Consider the following 22,140-nt stretch of genomic DNA (forward strand, 5'->3'; position numbering starts at 1 on the left):
CCCGGCAAGACGATGACTTGCCGGGCCGCGTTTCGTTGAAGACCGATTCGTTAGTGCGTCTACGCACTACCAGATGCGGACACGTTCTTCGGGGGCGAGGAACAGTTGGCTGTCATCACCGATATTGAACGCTTCGTACCATGCGTCCATGTTGCGGACGACGCCGATGACGCGAAATTCGCTTGGACTGTGCGGATCGACGCTTAGACGTCGGACCATTTCGGCATCTCGATATTTACGACGCCAAATCTGTGACCAACCGAGGAAGAAACGCTGGTCACCCGTCAAGCCGTCGATGAGCGGCGCGTCTTTGCCTTCGAGAGACAGTTTGTAAGCCGCATAGGCGACGCTTAACCCACCGAGGTCACCAATGTTTTCGCCCAGTGTTAATTCGCCGTTTACGGTACGTCCGGCGATCGGCACATAGCTGTTGTACTGTTCGACCAAGCCTTGCGCCCGTCGTTCGAACTCCATGCGGTCTTCTTCGGTCCACCACATGCGCAAGTTTCCGTCGCCATCGAACTTGCTACCTTTGTCATCGAAGCCATGGCTAAGCTCGTGCCCGATGACCGCACCGATTCCGCCGTAGTTGACAGCATCGTCAGCGGCGAGATTAAAGAATGGCGGTTGCAAGATGGCGGCGGGAAAGACGATCTCATTCATCGTCGGGTTGTAATAGGCATTGATCGTCTGCGGTGTCATGTGCCACTCGTCACGATCGATCGGACCGCCAAGTTTGTTGATGTCGCGATCGTACTCAAATTTTGCCGATGCCAAGAGGTGATCTGCCAGCACGCCGTCGCGGATTTGCAAGTCGCTGTAGTCTTTCCATTTGTCTGGATAACCGATCTTGGTCGTGAATTTGGAGAGCTTTTCCAACGCTTGCTTCTTGGTGCCTTCACCCATCCAATCACGCGTCTTGATGCGTTCGCTGAATGCGAGGATCAAGTTGTCGACGAGTTCGTTCATGCGTTGCTTGGCGACGGGCTTGAAATGCTTTTCTACGTAAAGCTGCCCAACCAATTCACCGAGGACGCTTCCAGTGACGTTCACGCCACGCTTCCACATCGGCTGTTGCTCGGTGATGCCGCTGATTTCGGTATCATGAAAATCGAAGTGACGTTTCTCCATCGCTTCGCTCAAACCGCTGGCAAAACCGTCGATGGTGTGATATGTGAAATAGTCCTTCCACTGGTCAAGGGTGACGACCTTAAAGATTTCGGCGAGTCCTTCCATGTAACTCGGCTGGCGGATCACAACCGTTTCGACATCGCCGATCGAGGCCGCGTTGGCGTAGTCAAAGTATTTGAAAGCGCCCAGCAGATGATCCAGCTCTGAAAGGGTGCGCGGGTTATAAGTCGCAACCGGATCACGGTTTTCGGTCTTGGTCCAGTGGATCGTGGCCAAGCGTTCTTCGATCATGAAGACGTTGTTGGCGGCGGTTTCTGGATCGGGATGTCCGGCCGCCTTGAGCGTCTCGGAAATGTATTCCTTCAGCTTTTCACGAAGTTCGACGTAGCGTGTTTCGTCGTCGAGGTAATAGTCGCGGTCCGGCAGTGATAGACCAGACTGTGTCAGATAGACCGTGTATTGGTCGCTTTTTTTTGCGTCGACGGAGACATAGGGGACGAAGGGACCTCCCACACCGGCACGCCGCAAGATTCCGACAACAGAGGCTAGGTCGGTTGAATTTTCGATCGCAGCGATCTTGTCCAACAGTGGCTTGATCGGTTCCATTCCCGCTTCGTTGCGTGCTTCCACATCAAGCACGCTCTGGTACAGGTCGCCAACTTTTTGGCTAGGCGTCCCCGCTGCCGCTTGGGTCTTCGCGGCCTCTTCGATCAGGGCGCGTACTTGTTCACGCGTGTCGTCGTCCAAGACGGTGAAAATACCGTAGTTGGATTTGTCCGCCGGAATTTCCGTTTCGGCGAGCCACTTTTCGTTGGCGTAGAGGTAGAAGTTTTCGCCCGGCTTGACCGTCTCGCTGAACAGTGACTGGTCGATGCCGGAGACCTTACCGGCCGACTGTGCGAGCGCTGATGTGTCTTGCGTAAGAGTGCTTGCCACGAGAAGTGCCAAGCCGAGTGGTTTTAGATCCAATCGCATGTCGTTGTTATCTTTCCGTCGAGTGAAGGTGACGTGTGACATCTTCATTCTAGGCGGCAAGCGATAAATCCGGCTAGCGTAGACGCCGGGTGTCCCCCGAGGTCCGCGGCGCAGATGAGTTTGATCTGAACGCTGTGCCGCGGCAGTGGCGATCTAGCGGGCACTAACGATGGTCCGCACACCAGTCTTTCGTGCGAATTCCGCTGCGGATTCGCCATTCACGCAATTCGTCGAGCAGTCGCCGCTTCACATCGCGGAACGCATCATCATTCCAGCGATTGGAGATCTCGTCCGGATCATTTTGCAGGTCGAACAGTTGACCGTTCGGTTCGTCCAAGAAATGAACCAATTTGTAGCGCTGATCACGAACCATGGTCATGAATTCACACCCCGTCAGCACACCGTCTTTCGCCTGTTCGCAGTAAACGTAGGGGCGACCGGAAAACGACTCGGGGTTTTGGAAAGCGTCTGCGATCGAGATCGCTTCCAGCCCGGCTGGACATTCGACACCGGCCCATCGAAGAATCGTTGGCCCCAGGTCCATCTGTTGAACCAAGCCCGTTAATTTGGTGCCTGCGGCAAATCGATTTGGCGCCCAGACGATCATTGGGACGCGAGTGATTTGTTCATACATTGTCCACTTTTGGCTTTGCCCATGATCGGTCAAACAATCGCCATGGTCGCTGGTGAAAATCACGATGGAATTGTCGAGGTAGTCTCGTTGCTCCAGCGTCTCCATGATCTCACCGATCTTTTGATCGATCATGGTAACGTTGGCGAGATAGTATGCCCGTTGTCGATGACGCTGTGCTTGTGATACTTCAAGCGGCATCACGACCGAATCATGATCGATCTGCGAGTTGTGAACACGCAATTCGCGAAGTGCTGGCGGTTGCTGATCGAGTTCCTGTTGGCTGACCGGTATCAGCGGCAATTCCTTGTTCAAATACGGTTCGGCGTATCGCTCGATCGGATCATACGGTGGGTGAGGGCCTGGGAAACCGATTTGCAAGAACAGCGGGTCTTTCTTCGGCGTTGACTCGAGCCACCACTTTGCCATGTCACCGACAAAGAAGTCCGGGTGTGTGTCTTCAGGGAGTTTCCATTCGAAGGCACCGAGCCGTTGATCGTAGTCGTCGAGCTGACGATATTGCTCGCGCTGTTGTTTGACCAAACCGCGATAGCGAAGCGCCTTGTCCCATTCGTCAAAGAAGTAGCGTCCTTCGAGAAAGCGATCTTTGTTTTCTACCACAAAGCGTTCGTGAAATCCCAGTTCCGTTAAGTACGGCCAAGTGTGCATCTTGCCGATGTTGACGCAGTAGTAACCCGCGTCATTCAACTGTTCGATCCAGCTACGTCGCCAACGATCGGCATTCTTTAAGATTCCCGTGGTATGCGGGTAATAGCCTTTGAATAGACTCGCGCGTGCCGCCGCACAGGAAGCAGCGGAAACGTGGCATTGTTCCAGCGACACGCCCTCGCGAACCAACCGGTCGAGGTGCGGCGTGTCAACGTGGGGATAGCCGAGCGCGGCGATCGTGTCGTAGCGTTGCTGATCGGTGATGATCAGAATGATATTAGGGCGGGTCACAAAGTCGGCAGTTGATGCGGGAAATCTGGTTGTCAGTTGGCGACCAGTTTACCGCTTCGTACTACAGCGATTTTAGAAACCAAGCGACCTTCGTCGAGAATTGATCGATATCGGTACCCACCCATCGCTCAAAATCGGATAGTCGAGTGAATCGGTCGTACGGTTGATAAGTTCCGCGTGCGTTTGTACCGGCGAGCACTTTCGCATACGCATCGGGCTCGCGTTCGGCGAGGTAAAACATCATTGCCCAAGCGACCGAGTACGCTTTGTCGATCGTTTGCGATTGGTGGAACATGCCGTCGTTACCCACCAAGTCTCGAACCGCTTCGGAGAAGCCGGAATTGAAATCTGCTCCGTAGTCACGGCGAAGCACGGCAAGACTGTCTTGGTTGGCGCGATCGCGAGGTGTAAGGCCTGGGCGGGTATCAACCATGGTTTCCGGTTCAAACATCTGCCCGATGCCTTCGGTAACCCAACGGGGGGTGATCACCACTCGGCTGTGAACGTTGTAGTTGTAGGCTGACTGGTGCGCCGCTTCGTGGCGCAGTGTCGCGCCGATGTATCGTAGGTGTCCCCCGTCGTGAGTGATCACTCGATTGCTTTCGCGAGCGTAGATCCCCGCAACACGCTTGACGTCCACGTTCATCCGTTTCAGTTCCGCGTACATGGCGGTTTCGTCTGGCATGACGATCGCGACCATCGGGAACCGTCCACGTCGGATTTTTATGCCGCGGCGAGACATGTAGTTAATGAACGAGCGATGGGACTGCTCAAAGATCTCGGCCCATTTTTCGCCCCGACCACGCGGCTGTACCACCAAAAAATGTTGCGTGGCTAAGACTTCAAATCCGCGTCCGAATTCCTGCTGCAATTGGGATCGCATCTCCATCACTGTTGCCGGTGAGTACGTCGACGTGATCGATTGCAGTTGCTCGCGTTCTTCGCCACGGATCGAATGCAACTGTCCGTCGCGTCCCAAAACGATCGTTTCGTCGGGGAAGTCCATGATTGGGATCCCCTGGCGACGTTGGCCGTCATACTCAAACTCGACCATGGAAGGTGCTGCCGCGATTGCGGTCGCAGTTGGCGTGAGCGAAGTGACGATGAGGAGTGAAAAGAGCGATATTTTGACGAGCGTCACAGTCGTTCGATCCATAGGGGCGAATCACAAGTTGGAAAATTGGAAAAGGAACAAGACTTTCGCGGACGAGGCAAAGGCGGGTTTGGTACCATTCTTTAAGAGGAACTTAGCTCACAAACCCCCCGTCAACTGTTCAAGTAGTCAGCGTGGTAGGCAAATGAATCGGACGATTGTTTCGGTTATGACGACCGGATCGAACTCGCGGCATCACCGCCCTGGAATTGCCGCTCACTTTCACGGCGTCTTCGCTGTGATCGCGATGGTCGTGTGCTTGCACAGCTGCGTATCGAACAGTGTGTTCGCGCAAGATGCGCCGCCTGATCAGGCCAACACTGAAGTCTCAAAAGACGACGTGCTGCGTTGGCTGGAGCAGTTGGATGCGGCGCGAGCAGGCGACCGTCGCGGTGCCGAGAAAGCACTGATCGAAGCCGGACCTGATGTACTTCGCTATTTACCCGAGTCGCGTCCCGGATTTTCGATCGAAGCCAGCGAACGGTTGGCACGTGTCCGAGCGGCACTCCAAGCCAGTAAAACCGAGGTCCAGATCAAACCGGTTCGGATCAAGTTGACCGACGCGACGACACTCGAGGACGCATTGGAAGCCATCAGCGGTGAGAGCGGAATTGAGTTCGACCACAACGTCGATGAAACAATGCCCGTGCAGCCGACCGGGGCCCCGTTGTCGTTTTGGAATGCACTGGATTACGTGCTCGATCAGACAAATCTTGATGTCAACCACTACGGCGGAACGCCGGATACGATTGCACTCATTCCACGCAATGACGCCCGGCGGTCGCGGGTCAACGCAGCTGGATACAGCGGCGTGTTCCGAATTGAACCCATGTCGATCGCGGCACGACGTGTTTACAACGACGCACAGCAGAGCGGATTGAATCTGTCGATGGAGCTCTGTTGGCAACCAGGAATGACCCCGATTGGCATCACAATCCCGGTCGAACAATTGACCGGGAAGCTGGACGACGGCAACTCGCTTAAGCCCCAATCGACTCAGCGGACGATCGACATCTCGGCCAACCAGGAAATTCAGTTCAGCGAGTTTTATCTGCCATTCGAGTTGCCGACTGGAAACCCAACGAAAATTGAATCGTTGTCAGGGACAATCGAGTCTCTGCTACCGGGAAAACGTCACGACTTTGAAGTGCCACTCTCACAATTAGGGTTCAAGAAGACTGTCGACGCAATGACGGTTCAGCTTGAACGTGTGCAGCCCAATGGCGGAATCTACGAAGTCCGTTTCACCGTGGAAATTGATGACGCCGGCGACGCGCTCGAAAGCCACCGTCAATGGCTGTTTCAAAACGAAGTCTTCGTGATCGATTCGAAAGGCGATCGAAGAGAAAACCTTGGGTATGAGCTTTATAGCCGATCCGAATCCGGCGTCGGCATGGGATACCTGTTCGAGCTTGATAAACCGGATGAAGCAAAGCTGATTTATCGATCGCCGACATCGGTGGTTCGCGATTCCGTAGATTTCGTTTTGCACGATATCGCATTGCCATGATCACATTCTTACGACCTAAAACGTTCTCACAGCAGATCGCCGCCGCGACGGTGTGGCTGTTGCTGCTCGGCTGTTCGCAACCACTTTGTGCGCAGCCCAACTCGGGACTTCCTACCGACCCGGGCGAGCCTTTTGTCACGATCGATGGGCAGCCGATTCTGATCGGCGAGCTGAACTATGTTTTGCGTTCGAAGCTGAAAACGGATCGCGTTTCAGGGCTCCCCTTACCGGTCAAACAGGCGACGGCGAATCTGCTGTTGCGGCAACATCTTGCGTTGCGATGTTTGAAATCACAGGGAGGCGAGAAACTGCAACGATTAATCGATCGATACTGGGACGCGTATGTCGATTCGATCCGCCGGGGTGGCGAGTCGATCGATTCGATCTGCAAACGATACGAGTGCACCGAATCAGCGTTGCGAGCCGCCAAGGCTTGGGAGATCGGATGGCGCGAGTATTTGCGTAGCAAAATGAATGACGCAAATTTAGCGAAGTTTTACGCGAGCAATCGAGAACGGTTTACGCCGACCAGTTGGAAGGTGTCGCACTTCGTGATGTCACTCGAAGACGAAGACCAATTGCGTTCGGTATGGAATGAACTGACGCAATTTAAAGACCAGCCTGATGAACTGAGGGAACAGTTTGTCGCGATGACCGAGAAACACAGCAAGGGTTCAACGGCAAGTGAAGGCGGGTTAATTGGATGGGTGTCCGCGAGCGGAGATTTACCAGAGGCCGTCATGCGCGCAATCGCACGGACTGAGCCCGGGCAAATCACCTATCCAGTTCGCAGTCCGCTCGGCTTTCATTTCGTCTTGGTGCATGAGCGTGAGCAGAAACCTGTCCCCTTCGAGTCGCTTTCTGATCGATCGCAATTGAGACGCGAGGCGGCGGACTATCTATTCAATCTGCTGGTAAAATCAGGCGCAGAACAAGCGAAAATCACTTGGTATGTCAGCTCACTTCAAACGGAAATTGCGCAATTGACGCAAGCGTTTGATGAAGAGTGATTCAACTGTGATCGCTGTAGATCAGAGAGAAACGTGCCGCCGGGCCTTTAGCGGCGTGGAACCGACGAAGAAAGTCGATTAAGCTGTCGCCCGGCGTTCGCTGGGCGCATAAAAAACGCGTCCAGGAAGTTGGGGCAAAACCTCCTGAACGCTTCAGTGACAACTGCTGTCACTGCGAAAGAGGATACAAAGGACCGGGGCAATCGTCGAGTACAATCTTGTTTCTTTTGCAGGTTCTCGGGTGATTTGGTCCCCCGCCCCTTTGGTTTCTGTCACTTGGGCAAGAAATTTCATGCCGGGTGACGTCATTTTCCATCGTTCTGTCAGGTACCCGCCAGGATTTTTTAGTCAGTTACTCTCCCCGATCCTCTGGTATGTGCCACTGAGCACGTGCACCTGGTACGTGGATCGGCCCGTTCAAGTAGTTCGAAAGCGAAATTAGGTCACGATGCGGCACCGACTTGATAGAGCCCTAGAGATCCTCCGACTGGTCCATTCGGGGGTAGCGGCAGATCCCCATACGATCACATCCGAACTGAACGTCAATCGCCGGACGTTTTATCGCGATATCGCATTCCTAAAAGAGTTAGGTGTCGAGATCAGCTTCGACCATCGCGAAGGACGCTACAAGATTGCCGGACTCGCGGGCGCTGACCAGGGGGACGATTGCGAGCGATTCCAGCAAGTGATCGGCCAAGCAATCCGTCAGTCGGGTGAATCATCGACAGTGGTTTCTATCATCCGCCATGCGGCTGCAATCCTGACCGGTGAGGAAACGATCGCGGAAGAACAGGCGGACGTTCTAGCGACCGAAGCTGATGTCCAACTGGGGGCTGGTTTATCCCCGAGAGAGTCGTTGCCGCGTGTGCCCCATCACGATGGGTGGAGACCAACTCGTTCAAATCTCGGGTCTTTGACAGAGGCACTCGATCGAGGAAAACGGATCTTGTCGATCGCTGGCGATCCGAGCGGAATCAATCGGGACATTCAACACCTGCTCATTCGTCAGATTACGATCACAGCGGACAAGGTAATCGTCGAAGGGATCGATCAAAACGGGCGGCTTGTCCGAACAGCGTCATCGTTTATCAAGAAGGTTGACGATGGTGTTCTACAAAGCGTGGCGGCGGAGGCTGCTCGAACGCTTTAGTTCGGTTTGCAAGTGTTTCTCTGCCATTGTGGGGTCTTTGTGGCTATCAGGAATTCGACAATTTCTTCGCACGTGAGCTTCAAGAACTCACAGGGAGTTGCCGCAGATGGAACACTGGTGCGACTGTCTAGGCAAAACGTAGTCTTCGAAGTCTACAATCCTTACTCCATCGTCCAATTATCTGAAGTTCTCGATGAGCTGAAGATTCATCAAGGCAACCGGGCAACCTATGCCGGCCGAGCGGTGATTACCGGATTGCTTAACACCGGATTGATCTTGATCGTCTCGGCGTCGCTCGTTGATCCTTGGTCCGATCTTAAAGACCTGCAACCCGGTGAAACGCTGCGTTCTTTCGTTCGCGACTTTGTCGGCGATTGGGACGAAGCGAACACGCGTGTTGGCGAACGCTTTCGCACCTCGATCTCAAACCTGCGGAGCTACCTGCAGGAACTGCGACGGTGGCTTGAGCACTGGGAGATGGAAGCCGATATCGATCGGGAAGCAAATTCAAACCGTGTGTTGGACTTTGTGCGGGATGTCGACCAAGAGATCTATCCGAAGTTTGCTGACTTAAATGGTGAATTCGAAGAAGCGACTCGCCAGGTGCCACGCAAAGACGCCCCGTTCCATCGCGCGCTCGCTCAGCGTGAGCTACACCCGCTGTTGATGGTTTCGCCATTCATGAATCGAGCCTTCAATAAGCCGCTCGGATATGCGGGTGATTTCGAAATGGTCCGTATGATGTTGAACGATCCCTGGGAGGGAACGAACACGTACGCGAAGTTAGTCAATGCGTCCGCGTTACGTCATGACGCACCTGCCGCACACCGCAACCGAATCGAACTGCTGCAGCGCGCGATCACACGCGAAACGTACCGTACCCTGTCTGCTCCTGTCCTCGCGAATTCGCGTACCGATTTAACGCTCAGCGAAAGCGTGCCAAAACGGCGGGTACAGATTTTGAACATCGGCTGTGGTCCCGCCGAAGAGATTTCGCGGTTTATGAAATCTGAGCCGGCATCCGGCAATGTCGATTTCCGCTTGGTCGACTTTAATCGCGAGACATTGGATTTCGTGGAATCCACTTTGATACCGCGAGCGCGACATCAGCGTCCAGAAATGAACTTGGTCACCGAGCAGCGGAGCGTTCACGAAATACTCAAGATGGCCCAGGAATCGGGACACGAGAATGCTTTCGACCAGAAGTATGACGTTGTGTACTGTGCCGGGTTGTTCGATTACCTGCGCGACGCGACTTGCGGGTTTTTGATCGAGCTATTTTACGAATGGGTTCAGCCGGGCGGAATTGTGTTGGTAACCAATGTGACGCCAAACCATTCTTCGGTTGCGATGATGGGGATGGTGTTGGACTGGAACCTGGAACTTCGTAATCAGCAGGACATGCACAACTTGGTTCCTGGCTTAGGCGAGCAGCAAGCGTACGTGGATTCGACAGGCGTCAACGTGTTCTTGGAAATACGGAAGCCAGCCGAATGAGCGTAAATTCGGTGATTCGTGACTATGGGAAGCCCAGCGATCACGAAGCCTTCGTCAGTGCCGAACGCCTCAACCGATGCTATTGGGCAGACATCGGACTAACCCTTGGCTCAGTCTTGATGCCAGCCGGCGCCGTGCTGGATTGGTTTTTGTATCCTGACGCATTCACCAGTTTATTGGTGGGACGACTGATCGCCACAACGCTTCTTGTCGCGGGGCTGATGACAAGGCGACATTGGTCGGCCGGAAGATGGTTTTCACCGGTCAGTTTTCTCTTGGTCTTTATTCCCGGCGCGTTCATGTGCTGGATGATGCACGCGACAGACGCGGGGCAATCACGGTATTACTTTGGCCTGATTTTGCTGATGATCATCGTGCAAATGCTGGGCTTTAGTGCGGTCGAATCACTGATCTGCTGCTTTTCATTGATTGCCGTCTATGCGGGGACGCTAGTGGCGAACAACGGATTGTCAGTTCTAGCAACGGATGTCGCCATCGAAGGAATATTCTTTCTCTCGGTAAGCAGCGCCGCTTGTGTGACGGTTTGCTACACCTATCGAAAAAATCGGTTTGAGGCTTACTGCTTGCAGCAGGATTTGATCGAAAAAGAGCGTCAACGTCGTGAGTCGATCCTGCAACTACAAGACACCGAACAACAGTTGGTCCACAGTGAAAAGATGCGGGCGATTGCTGGGGTCGCGGCAGGGTTGCTGCACGAGATCAACAACCCCGTCAATTACTCGTTAATGGCGATCAAGGTCCTAAAAAAACGATTGGCGAAGGGTGGCGATCCGAGTGAAACGATCGCCGATATCGAGGAGGGGGTAACGCGGATCAGCCACATCGTGACTGACCTGCGGACCTTTGCTCATCCTGAGCAGCTAGCCGTTAAGTCAGATATCTTGCTAATCGATGCAGTCGAAACCGCGATACGTTTTTTAACACACGAACTTCCCGACGGGCGAGTACAGTTGGACGAACCGTCGCTGCGTGTGATCGTCAGTGCCGCACAAAGCCAGATCGTTCAAGTGTTGTTGAACTTGATTCACAACGGGGAACGCGCGATCCGCGATCGAGACAAAGACCAGCCGCCGGTACCAGGGCTGAGTGGTCAGCGATCCCAGTCAAGCGAAACAAGAAAGAAGCAAATCTATGTCTCGGCCGAAGTCGACGGTCCGCGCGTGTTGGTCACCGTTGCTGATGAAGGCGTTGGGATGTCTGACGAACAGATTGAACAGGCAATCAAGCCGTATTACACCTCCCACGTAGGTGAGGGATTAGGGCTGGGGCTGGGGATCTGTGAGACAATCGTATCTGCTCATGGAGGTACGATCCGGTTCGATAGCAATCTTGGCGTCGGTACAAAAGTGACGTTCGATTTGCCACTTGCAGCCACTGCCGTGTCATCCCGGGATGGGGCGAAGTCGACTTCCCAAACGATTCTGCCAAGCGATATGGCATCGACCTCGCGATAGTAGCCAGTGTTCGTCCGCGTTGCTCGATTGTCGAATGTCAAAAATGACAATTTGACACAGTGTGTTTAACACAGTGATCACGCTAGGTATTAAAGAATACACTAGCAACTTACGACTCTTCATTTTACTTCGTCTAGACGCATCTCCTTATGAACATCCAGTTGCCGACGGAAGACAAGCTTGTCCTTTACGTCGACGATGAAACGACCGCGCTGAAATATTTCGAACAGCTGTTCGGTGACGATTTTCGAATCGATACGGCGGCGAGTGGCGAAGAGGGTTGGGAATACGTTCAAGCCCATTCTGAAAAGATTGCCGTCTTGGTCACTGATCAACGGATGGGCGAAGTCAGCGGTGTCGATCTGATGGAACGTGTGCGTCATCGGTATCCCCATATTGTTCGGATTCTCGTTACTGCGTACACGCAATTGGATTACGCGGTTCAAGCGGTCAACGAAGGGGGGGCGTTTCGTTATCTGACGAAACCGATCGACGAAGGCGAAATGATCGGGACGCTGAAACGCGCAATCGATTTCCACGAATTGATCGTGCAACGCGAAAAACTACTCGAAGAAAAACTGAGCGTGTTTCATCGGCTGATCGTGATGGATCGTGTCCGTGGACTCGCGACTGCGATTGCCGCGTTCGGTCACCAACTCGGTGATTCTTGGGGCGCGTTCGAAAGTTACATGCAGCAGTCACCGATCGAGCACCGCTTGCAGGTCCAGATGGACGAATTGGCGGAACTCAATGTGGCAGCCGTTGCCAAAAAAGAAGCGTTGCAAATGGTTACTACCATTGACCAGCTGCTTCGGGAAACGGTTTCGACGTCGACTGGCTGGGAAGGCGATGTAGACCTGGCAAACATTGCCGAGGCGGTCGCCGGACGCAGTGCGCGTGAGATGGTTGATGACGACGTCGATGTCGCTGTGGCGGCCGAATCGCCGATGACGATTGAATCAGACGAAGGTATGCTTCGACAACTGATCGAAGTGTTGATTCGGCGCATGGCTGATGTACAGGACCAACCAACTAAGTTGACGGTGACCGTGTCCCCGCGCGGCAGCGACGCGTGTCTCGAAATCAAAGGCATGTTTCGGTCACTTGACCAAGATCAACTCGCCTCGTTTTTCTCGGCGGTGGTCCCGATTCGCCAGTGGCCGATCGGAATGGATATGGATTTGCTCAGTGCGTTTCTGATCGCACATCACTTGGGTGGAAAGCTTCGTATTGAACCTCACCCGCCGTCGGGGCCTGCGATTCGTGTGACGCTACCCCGCGCTCGATCCGGGAACTCGCATTCGGATCGCCGTATCACGGCTCATTCATTTGACCAAGTCTACCGATCGTTGGAGACTTGGATTGATGAAAACAGCAGGTTGCTCGGCCAGTAGCGGGCCGGTGCGCTCGTCTCATCGCTGAAACCGCGATTAGCTATTCACGGCTTGCGATCGCGCCTTCTTGTCAGCCGACTAGCGGGCAGAGCCCTCTTGTGAGCCGACTAGCGGTCGGTGTGCTTGGTCTGTGGCTTGATCTTTCCGACCATTCGCTCGGTCGCAAATTGCATCAAGAATACAGCCAGCAGGACGTTTGAGATCACCGTGGCGAACATCGAAAGGTTGCTGAAACCAAGAATGCCGGTGATCGAAGCGATTGCGAAACAGACGAAAGTTGCTCCAAGCATGGTTAACTCCTCAATTCTCAAATCAGTTTGGATTGAATGGTTTGTTTGGGTTTCCGGGGTAGTAAAAAGCGAACGCTGTGCCAGTGCCACCTCGCCCCTCTGGCAAAAATGAGCCTCGCTTTTTGTAGTCACCCTGAAAACCGGCTTGGTGGAAATCTCCACCATAGGCACTCCGTGGGTTTTCCGCCCTGTGAATGCTTCTTTTGCTGTCATGCTGAATATGTGATCAGCATTCAAGCAAAGACGCACACAAACTGTGCACCGTGTTGAAAACTCGTAAATTCACGGAAAAGAAACACAATGCGTTGTAGTGCGGCGTGAAAAGCTGGGTTGCCGCAAGTGCTATCGCCAGACGAAGAGTGCGATTTGAATGAGAATTTCGAGGCGGTTCACCCGCTCCGCTCGGACGGTGTTAATGGCGGGTAGCGGACCGCAATAATCGAGTGTTCATTAGCGATCCACTGGCAGCTTCCAATGTTTGAGTCTCCGGCGTTCTACCGGGGGGCTGCTCAAATCAGCTTGCGAGTCCTGCGAAATGCTCGCCCCGTCGGGGCAGACGTTGCGAACTCACCAACTCGAATCAAACACCCCGGTCATAGCTGCGCACGCCTTCGGGGTAGACTTCGTCGCCATCCGTGTGATCGGTTCTAGCAAGGCACGCCATCAGCTCGGAGAGCTGAATGACAATGTCGCTCGGTTCTCCGAACCGTATGCGCATCGAGCTACCAAGCGTTTCCGCACTACCTGAAGCAGGCTCATTCAGCGGCGGCAGTTTTGACTCCCGAGGAGTCCGCGTCGGTAGCTCGGGGTGGCAACCTCGAGATTACGACCCCAACGAAATGCTCGCCCCGGAGGGGCCGTCGGTGCGAATTCCCCAACTCGAATCAAACACCCCGGTCATAGCTGCGCACGCCTTCGGGGTAGACTTCGCTGCCATCCGTGTGATCGGTTCTAGCAAGGCACGCAATCAGCTCGGAGAGCTGAGCGACAATGTCGCTCGGTTCTCCGAACCGTCCGCGAGTCGAGCTGCCACGTTGCCTGAAGTGGGGTCATTCAGCGGCGCATTTGACTCCGGAGGAGTCCGCGTCAGTAGCTCGGGGTGGCAACCCCGAGATTGCGACGCGAACCACATACTCGCCCCGGAGGGGCCGGCGGTGCAAATTCACCAACTCGAAATCAAGCCCGCCAATCACTTCTTCGCGTGCCTACGGTATGGACTTCGGCGTCATCAGGATGCTTGTCGAGATCCGGTCTGTCCGGCCCGAGACATACGTTAGGTCGACGGCACCATCAATCTTCCCGTTTCACTCGCAAGACAACCTTTCCCCCCGCGTCTGCCTATCACAACGAGCTAGGCAGTTGCGCCAGGCATCCACTCGGTTGTGCGTTCCAATCGTTCGTCCGCCGCATTCTTCAACATCGGAAGTGCACCAGCGAATTACCTAATCCACATTCTCGGTGCCCGAAACGTTTTCATTGCCTTCTGAAAAGTCGGGCTATCCCCTTTTTAATCCAGTGCTCCAAGTGAAGGTGCCCTCTTTGACTTTGCGCTCAAGCCTGTTACTGAGATTGATCTCAACCTGACTGACAATCCGTGCCCGAACCGTATCCTGGGATCTTGCAGACGTGCTGCAAAGTAATGTGAATCCTAGAAACAAAGTTGTCTGCAAGTTTAGCTTCATTGTAGGTGCAACCACCGCTCTCTTGAAATGTGCACCGAACTTCAACGAACCGATTTCGACGGAGCCGAAAAAATATTTCTACATGTTTTCCAGACCGTAATGCTGCCCTGCGCTGCTGCCGCAATCTGTCGCATCAGTTCTGTCAGGAACGGTCAATCGACTCTCGATAGGTTTCACGATGTTCATCGATAAGCTGTGGATGTAACAAATAAGCACCCTCGACAATCCAAGGCGACAACCGTTGCAGTTCCCAAATAAGCTTAATTATTGGCTCGCAACGCAAATTCCCGGAGTTGTGATACGCTGCTACCGCGCGAGAGAATAGTTCGTGTACAACAAAATCAGCGACATGACCGGCTGGCGACAACTGTGGCAAAAGCCACCGAAGCCGGCTACTGAGCTGTTCAAAGCGGTGAGGGTCGAGCATGTCAAGCTGCAGGTCAAGAGCTAATCCGTCTCGTAAATCGTCTAGCAGGGTAGAGGTATCCTTGTCAGCATTTCGGGAGAGCAGCCATTCCGCAACAAACAGAACCTTGGCCTTTTCCAAGTCATCATTGGATGAATCCAAATTGTCGGATGACTGTTGACAGATTGACACAACGAGTTCTCTGAATTCGTCAGTTGATGTTTTGCGCACTGATTCGTTCTCCTATGCCGCACCCCGCATTGAACTGCCGTCGCTTAATGGCTTGATCCACCGTCCGACAGAGAGACTATTTTGAATTTTTCAAGTACTTGGCTAGATACAGTTCCACGCAGACCGCGCTGCCGCTGGGTCTTGGTTTGGCACTGGCCCAAGTTCTTCGGCAAGGCCTCGTGCATCGGCAGCCCAGAATCGATGCAAGAGCACGCAAGTCAAACAGGCCGGCAGTAACATTGCGGCCAAGTAATCGCGGCGGCCTGCTTCGACTAGCCTGTCGCTGGTCAAACTAGCCATCGCCAACGCACCAGCCACCGAATGAAAGTGAAAGCCTTCGGTACCACGCTGCGCCGCCGCTGGATCAAAACTCAGCTGCACGATCCTGAACGAGCCAGCTAATCGCGGCAGAGGCCCAGCGACCGCTTATTGTACCGCGAGCGCCGTGGTTCAAATACAACTCGCTTTTCTGGAAGATGGATGGCACCGTCCATTCCCCATCAGGAGAAATCGAATCGAAGTGTTCGACCGGGATACGTGTCTCGTGAGGAGCGTTTAGATTGGCTAGCCCACCGTATTTGGCGACGATCTTATCATCAATCGCAATAACTACAGGCGTTGATCCGAGCGCCGCAGCACGCTCTGCAGCCCAAGAGTCCGGATCGATGCAATAGCTGGTTCCATCCATCATCCCGGAAATCGTAGCTCCCTCCCCGTCAAACGAATCAGTCAGAGTGGCAATGCGCCCCTTTGGTTGCGGCGGAAGATGATCGAGTTCTGCAGTCAAGACGTGCGTCCGCAGATGGAAGCCCCATTTAAGAGTACTGACACTGTTGCCTTCATATACACCTTTTCCCTCATAACGACAACTATGTCTGGGGCACAACGAATATTGGAAAGTGGAACTCGATTCTGCACTCTTGGAGACGCAATCAGCTCGGAGAGCTGAGCGACAATGTCGCTCGGTTCTCCGAACCGTCCGCGAGTCGAGCTGCCACGTTGCCTGAAGCGGGTTCATTCAGCGGCGGCAGGCTTGACTCCGGAGGAGTCCGCGTCGGTAGCTCGGGGTGGCAACCCCGAGATTACGACCCCAACGAAATGCTCGCCCCGGAGGGGCCGGCGGTGCGAATTCCCCATCGCGACATCCATACCCTTCGATCACTGCTTCGCACGCCCACGATATGGACTTCGGCGTCATCAGAGAGTTTGTCGGTGCAGAGGACTGAGTCGAACGTCGCGACAGAAGCATCCCCGGTCGAATTCTTGCGGCCTTGTTTTTGCTTCTCGCAGTTCCGCGACTGCTGTTTTTCATTTTTCCCTCCCCGCCTCTTCCGTGCTGACTGGCTTGAGGTAAAACGCCGGCGATGGGACCTGCGCGCCACGAGTGATCGGTTGTGACAAGGCACGCATGAATCATGAGAGATACGAGAGCGAACACAACGGAGCCGGATATGGACGAAACAAACTCACCCGAAGGGACATTGTCCGCATCGCTGAGCCCGATGGATCACACCCTATTGATTGGCGGTAGTAACCGTTGCCGCCAAACTAATCAATCGGAAAGGCAAATCGCCCCTTTGGTTGCGGCAGAAGTTGCCCTGGTTCAACAGTCAAGTGCTGCGTCCGCCGCTGAACGCCCCATTCAAGAGTGCTGACACCGTTTCATTTCTTATTCATTTGCCAGTTTCATCTTCATCATGGCTTTCTTGACACTTCGATCGTCAGGATCAAACCTCCTCTGATATGCAATTTCATCAATCGCATAGATTGTGTTCGCGGAGTTCCAGTCAATTGTCGCCCCGCCAATGCTTTCGCCATTCTCAAAGAAATGAAGCAGCGTCACTGGGATGTGCCTGCATCGTTCTTTCAGCAGGGTCTTAGGTGCCGTCAGTACGACACTCGACCAAAGGACAGGGCCTTCGGCGAGTTCTTCTGAATGAATGATGCGAAAGTATTGGAAAGGGCCAACTCGCAAATCCCAGTCGGCATCTCTGGACACCAAATCGAATGCGCAATTCCGAACTATGCCTATTCTTTGACACAATTCTTGAAGGAAAATTATTCGTTCGTCCACTCTAGCTCCGGGTTGTATGGCAATACCGCCCGCCATTGCCGGCGCGAACGACGGAGGCGTGGTCGATCGTAGGGGAAGTTGGTTTTCGGCTGGATGGGTTAAGCGCGACCATTTCACCTGTTTAGCCGATGCTGGGTTCTCAAGCTTTCTATCGAGGTCTCAGGCGTCGTCTAAGTCCAACAAGGTCCAGTACCAATTCTAGTCAAAGGCTGCTAGTACAGCAGCTCGCACCGCAAAACACGCGCTTTTTGTATCTATCGCCGATGCTGTACGTGGGCTACAACTCGCTATCACCGACGGACAGCCTAGGGATCACCATTGCAAGAATAGCTCATTCCCTGGGCGCCGAGCCAAGTGGTGTTGGGTCCGCGCCCGTTCTCTTCTTGCCATGCGAGCATCGTGTTTTTAGCAGACTGATGTTCAATTTGGCTCAGCGAGTGCGAACCGATCCAACAATTCAAGCTTTCCGTTCGGTGTTGAGGCCGCTACATCGCAATCGTGAGCGATCGGCTACCGACAATTTGACTTGCCCTTGTCGTGTTTTGTGGGCGGCATCATCTGGCCTGTCCTGCATTCACCAAAGATGCGCGGTCGTCAAGAGTGGCGGGCATCCAGCCTGATGACTTCGTGTCATCGCTTTGGTTGCCGCGCGTCCCATCCACTTCATAGGTGGCGTCAACCTGAAGCGGACGCTGCAACGGAACCCAAACAGAAGCATTCCGACTTGGATTTTTCGCATTCCCTTGAGGTAGTGGCAGTTCAAAAAGTTCGCCATTTGCATCCGTGAACTTCAAGCACCCAACCGCTTCGTCGTAGATTGGCACTATCTGCCCATCCGCAATGATCTTGCCTAGCTCAGTGTTATCAATTTTTGCGAGTTGCTTGTTCAGCTCACCCATTAATTTCTGATCCTCTAAAACAATTCGCACGGCGAAGTCGCGAGAGTGTTCATCAACACCAGCGGTAAGCACAAGACGCCTTCTTGCCAAATCAAAGTGCCAGAACTTTGCTCGCAATTTCGTTTTAACGACCAAGTCAACCTTGTCTCGATCGCAAAGCCATGCCGACGAAAACTTTGTCAAATAGACAACAGATCCGTCCTCGAGGTCGAACGACTCAACATCTCCGAATACCGTTTGGTTGCTGTTAATCCTCGCATTCGTTCCTGCAACGAATAGCGTTGCATCTCCAGCTTTCTGAGCAAGGGAAGAAGGCTGCGCACAAACAAATCTCTTACCTTCCTTCCGTTCATATCGAACTGGAACTACTGGTGACCGCTCATCACTATGGCCAATTTCAACAAGCCCAGTTAGTAAAAACGCACAAATGCAAACATTTTTCAGCACTGCCTTACCTCCCGCAGTTTCGAATGAAGTCATTGCCAAGGATACCTGCATCCGGACGTCCGAGCGGGGCAATCCCCTGGTGTGTTCATGTGATCTCCAACGCAATTGCGCATTATCTCATGTGCAATTGTGCGGGCAAGATCACGCCTCAAGCCAGCATTGCGACACCAAACAACAATGTCTGTCGAACGTCGAGGCCATGCACCGCTGCTTCCTGGCGAGCTGACGCATAAGATGATCTTGCTTTCTGAAAGAACGGGATCAGGGAAAACCGTGTAGTCCTTCTGCCTTGGTTTACAGTCTTTCTTTTTACGGACTTCGTCTTTTCCTTTGACGTACGAGCGTCGTTCCACGGCTCGATACGCATCTTTGTTGCATGGGGTGTCCGTTCGGCACTCGAACGAAATTTTATCAATCGTATTTAAAAGACACTGATCCACGTTCTTCCGGCATTCGAGTTCGCGTTCGCTTGGTCGGTGAGGTACGAAACAGCTTCCACCTGCTGCGACTCGCTGTTGAACCAGCTGTTTAACTCGATTCTTTATATCGGTGATGCATGCATTCTCCCCTGCTGTGCACCCGCTCTCATTGCCCGTTCCTTCATCGAGAACTTGCACCGCCTGCAAACCGTCAAAGTCAACCATAATGAGTGGCCTATTGCCAACAAAACGATACAAAGAATCGTCAGCTTCATACCCGATTGGATCTCTGGAGCAGAACCGCCCGCACATCGGATCGTACATCCGGGCTCGATAGTGATAGAGCGACAATTCAGAGTCCCACCCACGCCCGGTATAGGTGTAGCGGTTGCCCTCGGCCGTTGCCGTACGTGCCGTCCCACTCCCGTCGAACACCGACAATCCGCCATAGGCATCATAGGCGTACCGCTCAACGATCCCACCAGACGAATCAGTCAGCGCATTGACGCTGTGCTGTTGGTTGCGATGGTAGTACCGCCCACCATTGGTTGCGCGAACGACGGGGGCGTCGCTGCCTGTTCGGCGAATTGGTTTTCGGTTGGATGAATTGAGCGCGACCATTACACCAGTTTAGCCGATGCTGGATTTTCGAGCTTTCTATCGAGTTCTCAAATTTCGTCTATGACCAACAAGGTCCAGTGCCAATCCTGGTTGAAAGCTGCTGTCGCAGCGGTTCGCACGGCAAAACACGCTGTTTTCATAAATTTCGCCGGTGCTATACCTGGGCTACACCTCGCTATCACCGACACAGACAGCCTGGCGATCACCTTTGCAAGAATAGCTCATTTCCCTCGACGCCGAGCCAAGTGATATTGCGTCCGCGCCTGTTTATCTTCTTGCACGGCAGGTACCGAGATTGTAGCAGACTGTTGCCCAAATCGACTTAGCGAGGGTGATCTGATCCAGCAGTGCAAGCATCCCGTCCGGTATTGAGGTGGCAATACCGCTATCGCGACCGATCGGCTACCGACGAGCTAACTTGACTCCGTCGTGTTTTGTGGGTGGCATCATCCGCAAATTAGCCGGAATCCTCTTTTAAGAGTCCTGACACCTTTTTCCTTTTCCATCGCTGTTCGCGTCACGACGCATCAAGTTTTTGAGTGGCACCAATTGGCCATTCGTTTGTTGAAGCGTCGCTTCACTCCGATTCACCCGGTCCTTTCTCCGAAACTCCCGCCGTCCTGTTTGATTTCTCCCGAACGAACGTAAATGTCGCTTCCGAAAAGGAATTTGCGGAAAGACTCCTGTTCAAAGCCTTTTCAACATCACTGTTTTCGCCTGCCAACAACACCCTACCCGCCGACAATGAAACGGTCATAACGTTGTCACCGTGCAAATCATCGACTGCCCGTTTGTTACTGGCAGCAATCTTAAGCTCCTCGCCCTCTGCTGAAATCTTTAAAACATGAACAGCGGGCAGGTGAGTGTACCGTAAATGAAATGCATCCGAGGTAGAAGATGCAATTTGTGCAACACCAATAGTCGTTCTTTCCAACCTGTAGAAAGACACCCAAAAATCCAATGACCATGCGATACTTTCAAGCCGAATCGAAACAAGATTGTCTGGCCCTGGGGTAACAAGAAGCTTAACAGACCCTAAACCGTCAGGACTCTGCACGTTTTTCTCCCATCGCCCAAAAATCTCATCGGGCGGTTTCGCTCTCGCCGATTCGAAGGGATCCACTGTCAATACCAGAATGGCTTGATCTTCTGCTTTCGCGGTCGTGCACCAACTCACCGCCGAGCATCCAATGACAAACCAAAGAGTCAGTTTAGAAAACATTTATTACCACCGTAACATTTCCAGAAACACCGTAAACAAGCGGAAGTCCGTCGCTAATCGGCACTTTGATCGTGTCAGTGCAATCCGCGCCTACTGGATTCGGCGCAGGTCCAACGATCGACGACAAGTGGAAGTTTGCAGGTTTCGGACTAAATAAGCCTCCGTAAATATATGTTCCGACTCCCTTCCCCCAACTATTCACTGCATCTACAAACCAGAAATCTAGATTTGTCAAAGATGCGTCGACCGTGAGATGATTGCACGGACATGGTTTCTTGTAGCAAGTGACCGAAACGGAAATGTCGAACTTTTGGTCAAACTTACCAAGAGCTACTCCGCCCTTTTTGAGTCCATATGCAGATTTTCCGTAAACGGTAGTCTTCGCTGCAAGCGAACAAGTGGCCACTCCAAAGAACGGTTTTGAGCCTGCGGTATACGGACCAATTGAAGCGGGGTCATCAGGAACCCACTTACCCTTTTTTTTGTAAAAGAGGTTCGCCGAGAACGTAACCTGGCATTTGCACGCAACAAGGCCAGATGGATCGGTACTTGCAAGCGGATCGGAGTCGATGAATTGGTACAAGTTGTGCGCGCTTCCGCGAAACCCAATTGGATCTCTGGAGCAGAACCGCCCGCACATCGGGTCGTACATCCGAGCCCGATAGTGATAGAGCGACAGTTCGTCGTCCCACTCCCTGCCGGTATAGGTGTAGCGGTTGCCCTCGGCCGTCGCCGTACGTGCCGTCCCGCTCCCATCGAACACCGACAGATTGCCATAGGCGTCGTAGGCATAGCGTTCTTTGATCGTACCCGACGAATCCGTCAGCGCGGTGATGCTGTACTGTTGGTTGCGATGGTAGTACCTGTTGCCGCCGCTTCCTGACCGCATGACCGGTTCGTCGATGTAAGACGCATAGACGTAGTCGTAGGTGGGACTGGAGGCCGCCGCACCTGAGGTGTAGT

18 protein-coding genes are annotated in these 22,140 nt (G+C 53.4%); 6 read left to right on the forward strand and 12 right to left on the reverse strand.

What is annotated here, in order from left to right:
- Nucleotides 1-66: 66 nt before the first annotated feature.
- The 3 genes from CGZ80_RS17785 to CGZ80_RS17795 all read right to left on the reverse strand — a co-directional run bounded on the left by CGZ80_RS17785 (nt 67) and on the right by CGZ80_RS17795 (nt 4,853).
- Entirely contained in the window at nt 67-2,148 is a 2,082-nt protein-coding gene (locus tag CGZ80_RS17785; RefSeq protein ID WP_233148493.1) for a M13 family metallopeptidase, read from the reverse strand.
- 121 nt (nt 2,149-2,269) lie between these two features.
- Complete coding sequence (locus tag CGZ80_RS17790) at nt 2,270-3,697, reverse strand: sulfatase (protein WP_094416916.1); 1,428 nt, start codon at nt 3,695-3,697, stop codon at nt 2,270-2,272.
- 61 nt (nt 3,698-3,758) lie between these two features.
- On the reverse strand, nt 3,759-4,853 hold the full coding sequence (locus CGZ80_RS17795) for a DUF1570 domain-containing protein (protein WP_094416918.1): 1,095 nt from the start codon (nt 4,851-4,853) through the stop codon (nt 3,759-3,761).
- Between the two features lie 142 nt (nt 4,854-4,995).
- Between CGZ80_RS17795 and CGZ80_RS17800 the strand changes: the two genes are divergently transcribed.
- The 6 genes from CGZ80_RS17800 (at nt 4,996) to CGZ80_RS17825 (ending at nt 12,886) form a co-directional block, all read left to right on the forward strand.
- Nucleotides 4,996-6,360: a hypothetical protein gene (locus CGZ80_RS17800; protein ID WP_233148494.1), complete on the forward strand. Its 1,365-nt coding sequence runs from the start codon at nt 4,996-4,998 to the stop codon at nt 6,358-6,360.
- A complete protein-coding gene (locus tag CGZ80_RS17805) occupies nt 6,357-7,370 on the forward strand; it encodes a peptidylprolyl isomerase (protein ID WP_094416920.1) in 1,014 nt (337 codons plus the stop codon). Before CGZ80_RS17800 ends, CGZ80_RS17805 begins: the two co-directional genes overlap by 4 nt.
- A 448-nt stretch (nt 7,371-7,818) precedes the next feature.
- Nucleotides 7,819-8,520 carry an HTH domain-containing protein gene (locus tag CGZ80_RS17810; protein WP_094416923.1) on the forward strand — a complete coding sequence of 234 codons (702 nt, stop codon included), beginning with the start codon at nt 7,819-7,821 and terminating at the stop codon, nt 8,518-8,520.
- Nucleotides 8,521-8,637: 117 nt separating this feature from the next.
- Complete coding sequence (locus CGZ80_RS17815) at nt 8,638-10,017, forward strand: class I SAM-dependent methyltransferase (protein ID WP_143544010.1); 1,380 nt, start codon at nt 8,638-8,640, stop codon at nt 10,015-10,017.
- On the forward strand, nt 10,014-11,492 hold the full coding sequence (locus CGZ80_RS17820) for a sensor histidine kinase (protein WP_094416927.1): 1,479 nt from the start codon (nt 10,014-10,016) through the stop codon (nt 11,490-11,492). Before CGZ80_RS17815 ends, CGZ80_RS17820 begins: the two co-directional genes overlap by 4 nt.
- Nucleotides 11,493-11,641: 149 nt before the next feature.
- A complete protein-coding gene (locus tag CGZ80_RS17825) occupies nt 11,642-12,886 on the forward strand; it encodes a response regulator (RefSeq protein WP_094416929.1) in 1,245 nt (414 codons plus the stop codon).
- A gap of 107 nt (nt 12,887-12,993) precedes the next feature.
- Here CGZ80_RS17825 and CGZ80_RS27670 read toward each other — a convergent pair whose 3' ends face one another.
- From CGZ80_RS27670 to CGZ80_RS17880, 9 genes are all read right to left on the reverse strand, one after another.
- The gene (locus CGZ80_RS27670) at nt 12,994-13,389 is read right to left on the reverse strand and encodes a hypothetical protein (protein WP_143544011.1); all 396 of its coding nucleotides are present in this window, start codon (nt 13,387-13,389) and stop codon (nt 12,994-12,996) included.
- 1,611 nt (nt 13,390-15,000) lie between these two features.
- Nucleotides 15,001-15,495 (reverse strand): hypothetical protein, encoded by a 495-nt coding sequence (locus CGZ80_RS17840; protein WP_094416935.1) that lies wholly within the window; start codon nt 15,493-15,495, stop codon nt 15,001-15,003.
- 102 nt (nt 15,496-15,597) lie between these two features.
- Nucleotides 15,598-15,876, reverse strand: a complete 279-nt coding sequence (locus CGZ80_RS17845) for a hypothetical protein (RefSeq protein WP_094416938.1) — start codon at nt 15,874-15,876, stop codon at nt 15,598-15,600.
- The gene (locus CGZ80_RS17850) at nt 15,860-16,282 is read right to left on the reverse strand and encodes a hypothetical protein (RefSeq protein ID WP_143544012.1); all 423 of its coding nucleotides are present in this window, start codon (nt 16,280-16,282) and stop codon (nt 15,860-15,862) included. The genes CGZ80_RS17845 and CGZ80_RS17850 overlap by 17 nt, the downstream gene beginning before the upstream one ends.
- Before the next feature lie 882 nt (nt 16,283-17,164).
- A complete protein-coding gene (locus CGZ80_RS17855) occupies nt 17,165-17,494 on the reverse strand; it encodes a hypothetical protein (protein WP_143543680.1) in 330 nt (109 codons plus the stop codon).
- A 629-nt stretch (nt 17,495-18,123) separates the two neighbouring features.
- Nucleotides 18,124-18,948 carry a hypothetical protein gene (locus CGZ80_RS17860; RefSeq protein ID WP_143543681.1) on the reverse strand — a complete coding sequence of 275 codons (825 nt, stop codon included), beginning with the start codon at nt 18,946-18,948 and terminating at the stop codon, nt 18,124-18,126.
- Nucleotides 18,945-19,955: an RHS repeat domain-containing protein gene (locus CGZ80_RS17865; RefSeq protein WP_094410960.1), complete on the reverse strand. Its 1,011-nt coding sequence runs from the start codon at nt 19,953-19,955 to the stop codon at nt 18,945-18,947. Before CGZ80_RS17865 ends, CGZ80_RS17860 begins: the two co-directional genes overlap by 4 nt.
- 577 nt (nt 19,956-20,532) lie before the next feature.
- Nucleotides 20,533-21,177 (reverse strand): hypothetical protein, encoded by a 645-nt coding sequence (locus CGZ80_RS17875; RefSeq protein ID WP_094410962.1) that lies wholly within the window; start codon nt 21,175-21,177, stop codon nt 20,533-20,535.
- Nucleotides 21,167-22,140: RHS repeat-associated core domain-containing protein (locus tag CGZ80_RS17880; RefSeq protein ID WP_143544013.1), on the reverse strand; the 974-nt coding region annotated here is incomplete at its 5' end. The genes CGZ80_RS17875 and CGZ80_RS17880, both read right to left, overlap by 11 nt.

The sequence above is a fragment of the Rhodopirellula sp. MGV genome, assembly GCF_002251265.1.
In the GTDB taxonomy this organism is placed as follows: domain Bacteria; phylum Planctomycetota; class Planctomycetia; order Pirellulales; family Pirellulaceae; genus Stieleria; species Stieleria baltica_A.

Bases quoted from the DNA above. Each gene is read 5' to 3' on its own strand.
- CGZ80_RS17820 (WP_094416927.1), top strand. From the start codon at position 10,014: ATGAGCGTAAATTCGGTGATTCGTGACTATGGGAAGCCCAGCGATCAC.
- CGZ80_RS17805 (WP_094416920.1), top strand. From the start codon at position 6,357: ATGATCACATTCTTACGACCTAAAACGTTCTCACAGCAGATCGCCGCC.
- CGZ80_RS17795 (WP_094416918.1), bottom strand. From the start codon at position 4,853: ATGGATCGAACGACTGTGACGCTCGTCAAAATATCGCTCTTTTCACTC.
- CGZ80_RS17810 (WP_094416923.1), top strand. From the start codon at position 7,819: ATGCGGCACCGACTTGATAGAGCCCTAGAGATCCTCCGACTGGTCCAT.
- CGZ80_RS17865 (WP_094410960.1), bottom strand. From the start codon at position 19,955: ATGGTCGCGCTCAATTCATCCAACCGAAAACCAATTCGCCGAACAGGC.
- CGZ80_RS17785 (WP_233148493.1), bottom strand. From the start codon at position 2,148: ATGTCACACGTCACCTTCACTCGACGGAAAGATAACAACGACATGCGA.
- CGZ80_RS27670 (WP_143544011.1), bottom strand. From the start codon at position 13,389: ATGACAGCAAAAGAAGCATTCACAGGGCGGAAAACCCACGGAGTGCCT.
- CGZ80_RS17875 (WP_094410962.1), bottom strand. From the start codon at position 21,177: ATGTTTTCTAAACTGACTCTTTGGTTTGTCATTGGATGCTCGGCGGTG.
- CGZ80_RS17860 (WP_143543681.1), bottom strand. From the start codon at position 18,948: ATGACTTCATTCGAAACTGCGGGAGGTAAGGCAGTGCTGAAAAATGTT.
- CGZ80_RS17800 (WP_233148494.1), top strand. From the start codon at position 4,996: ATGAATCGGACGATTGTTTCGGTTATGACGACCGGATCGAACTCGCGG.
- CGZ80_RS17825 (WP_094416929.1), top strand. From the start codon at position 11,642: ATGAACATCCAGTTGCCGACGGAAGACAAGCTTGTCCTTTACGTCGAC.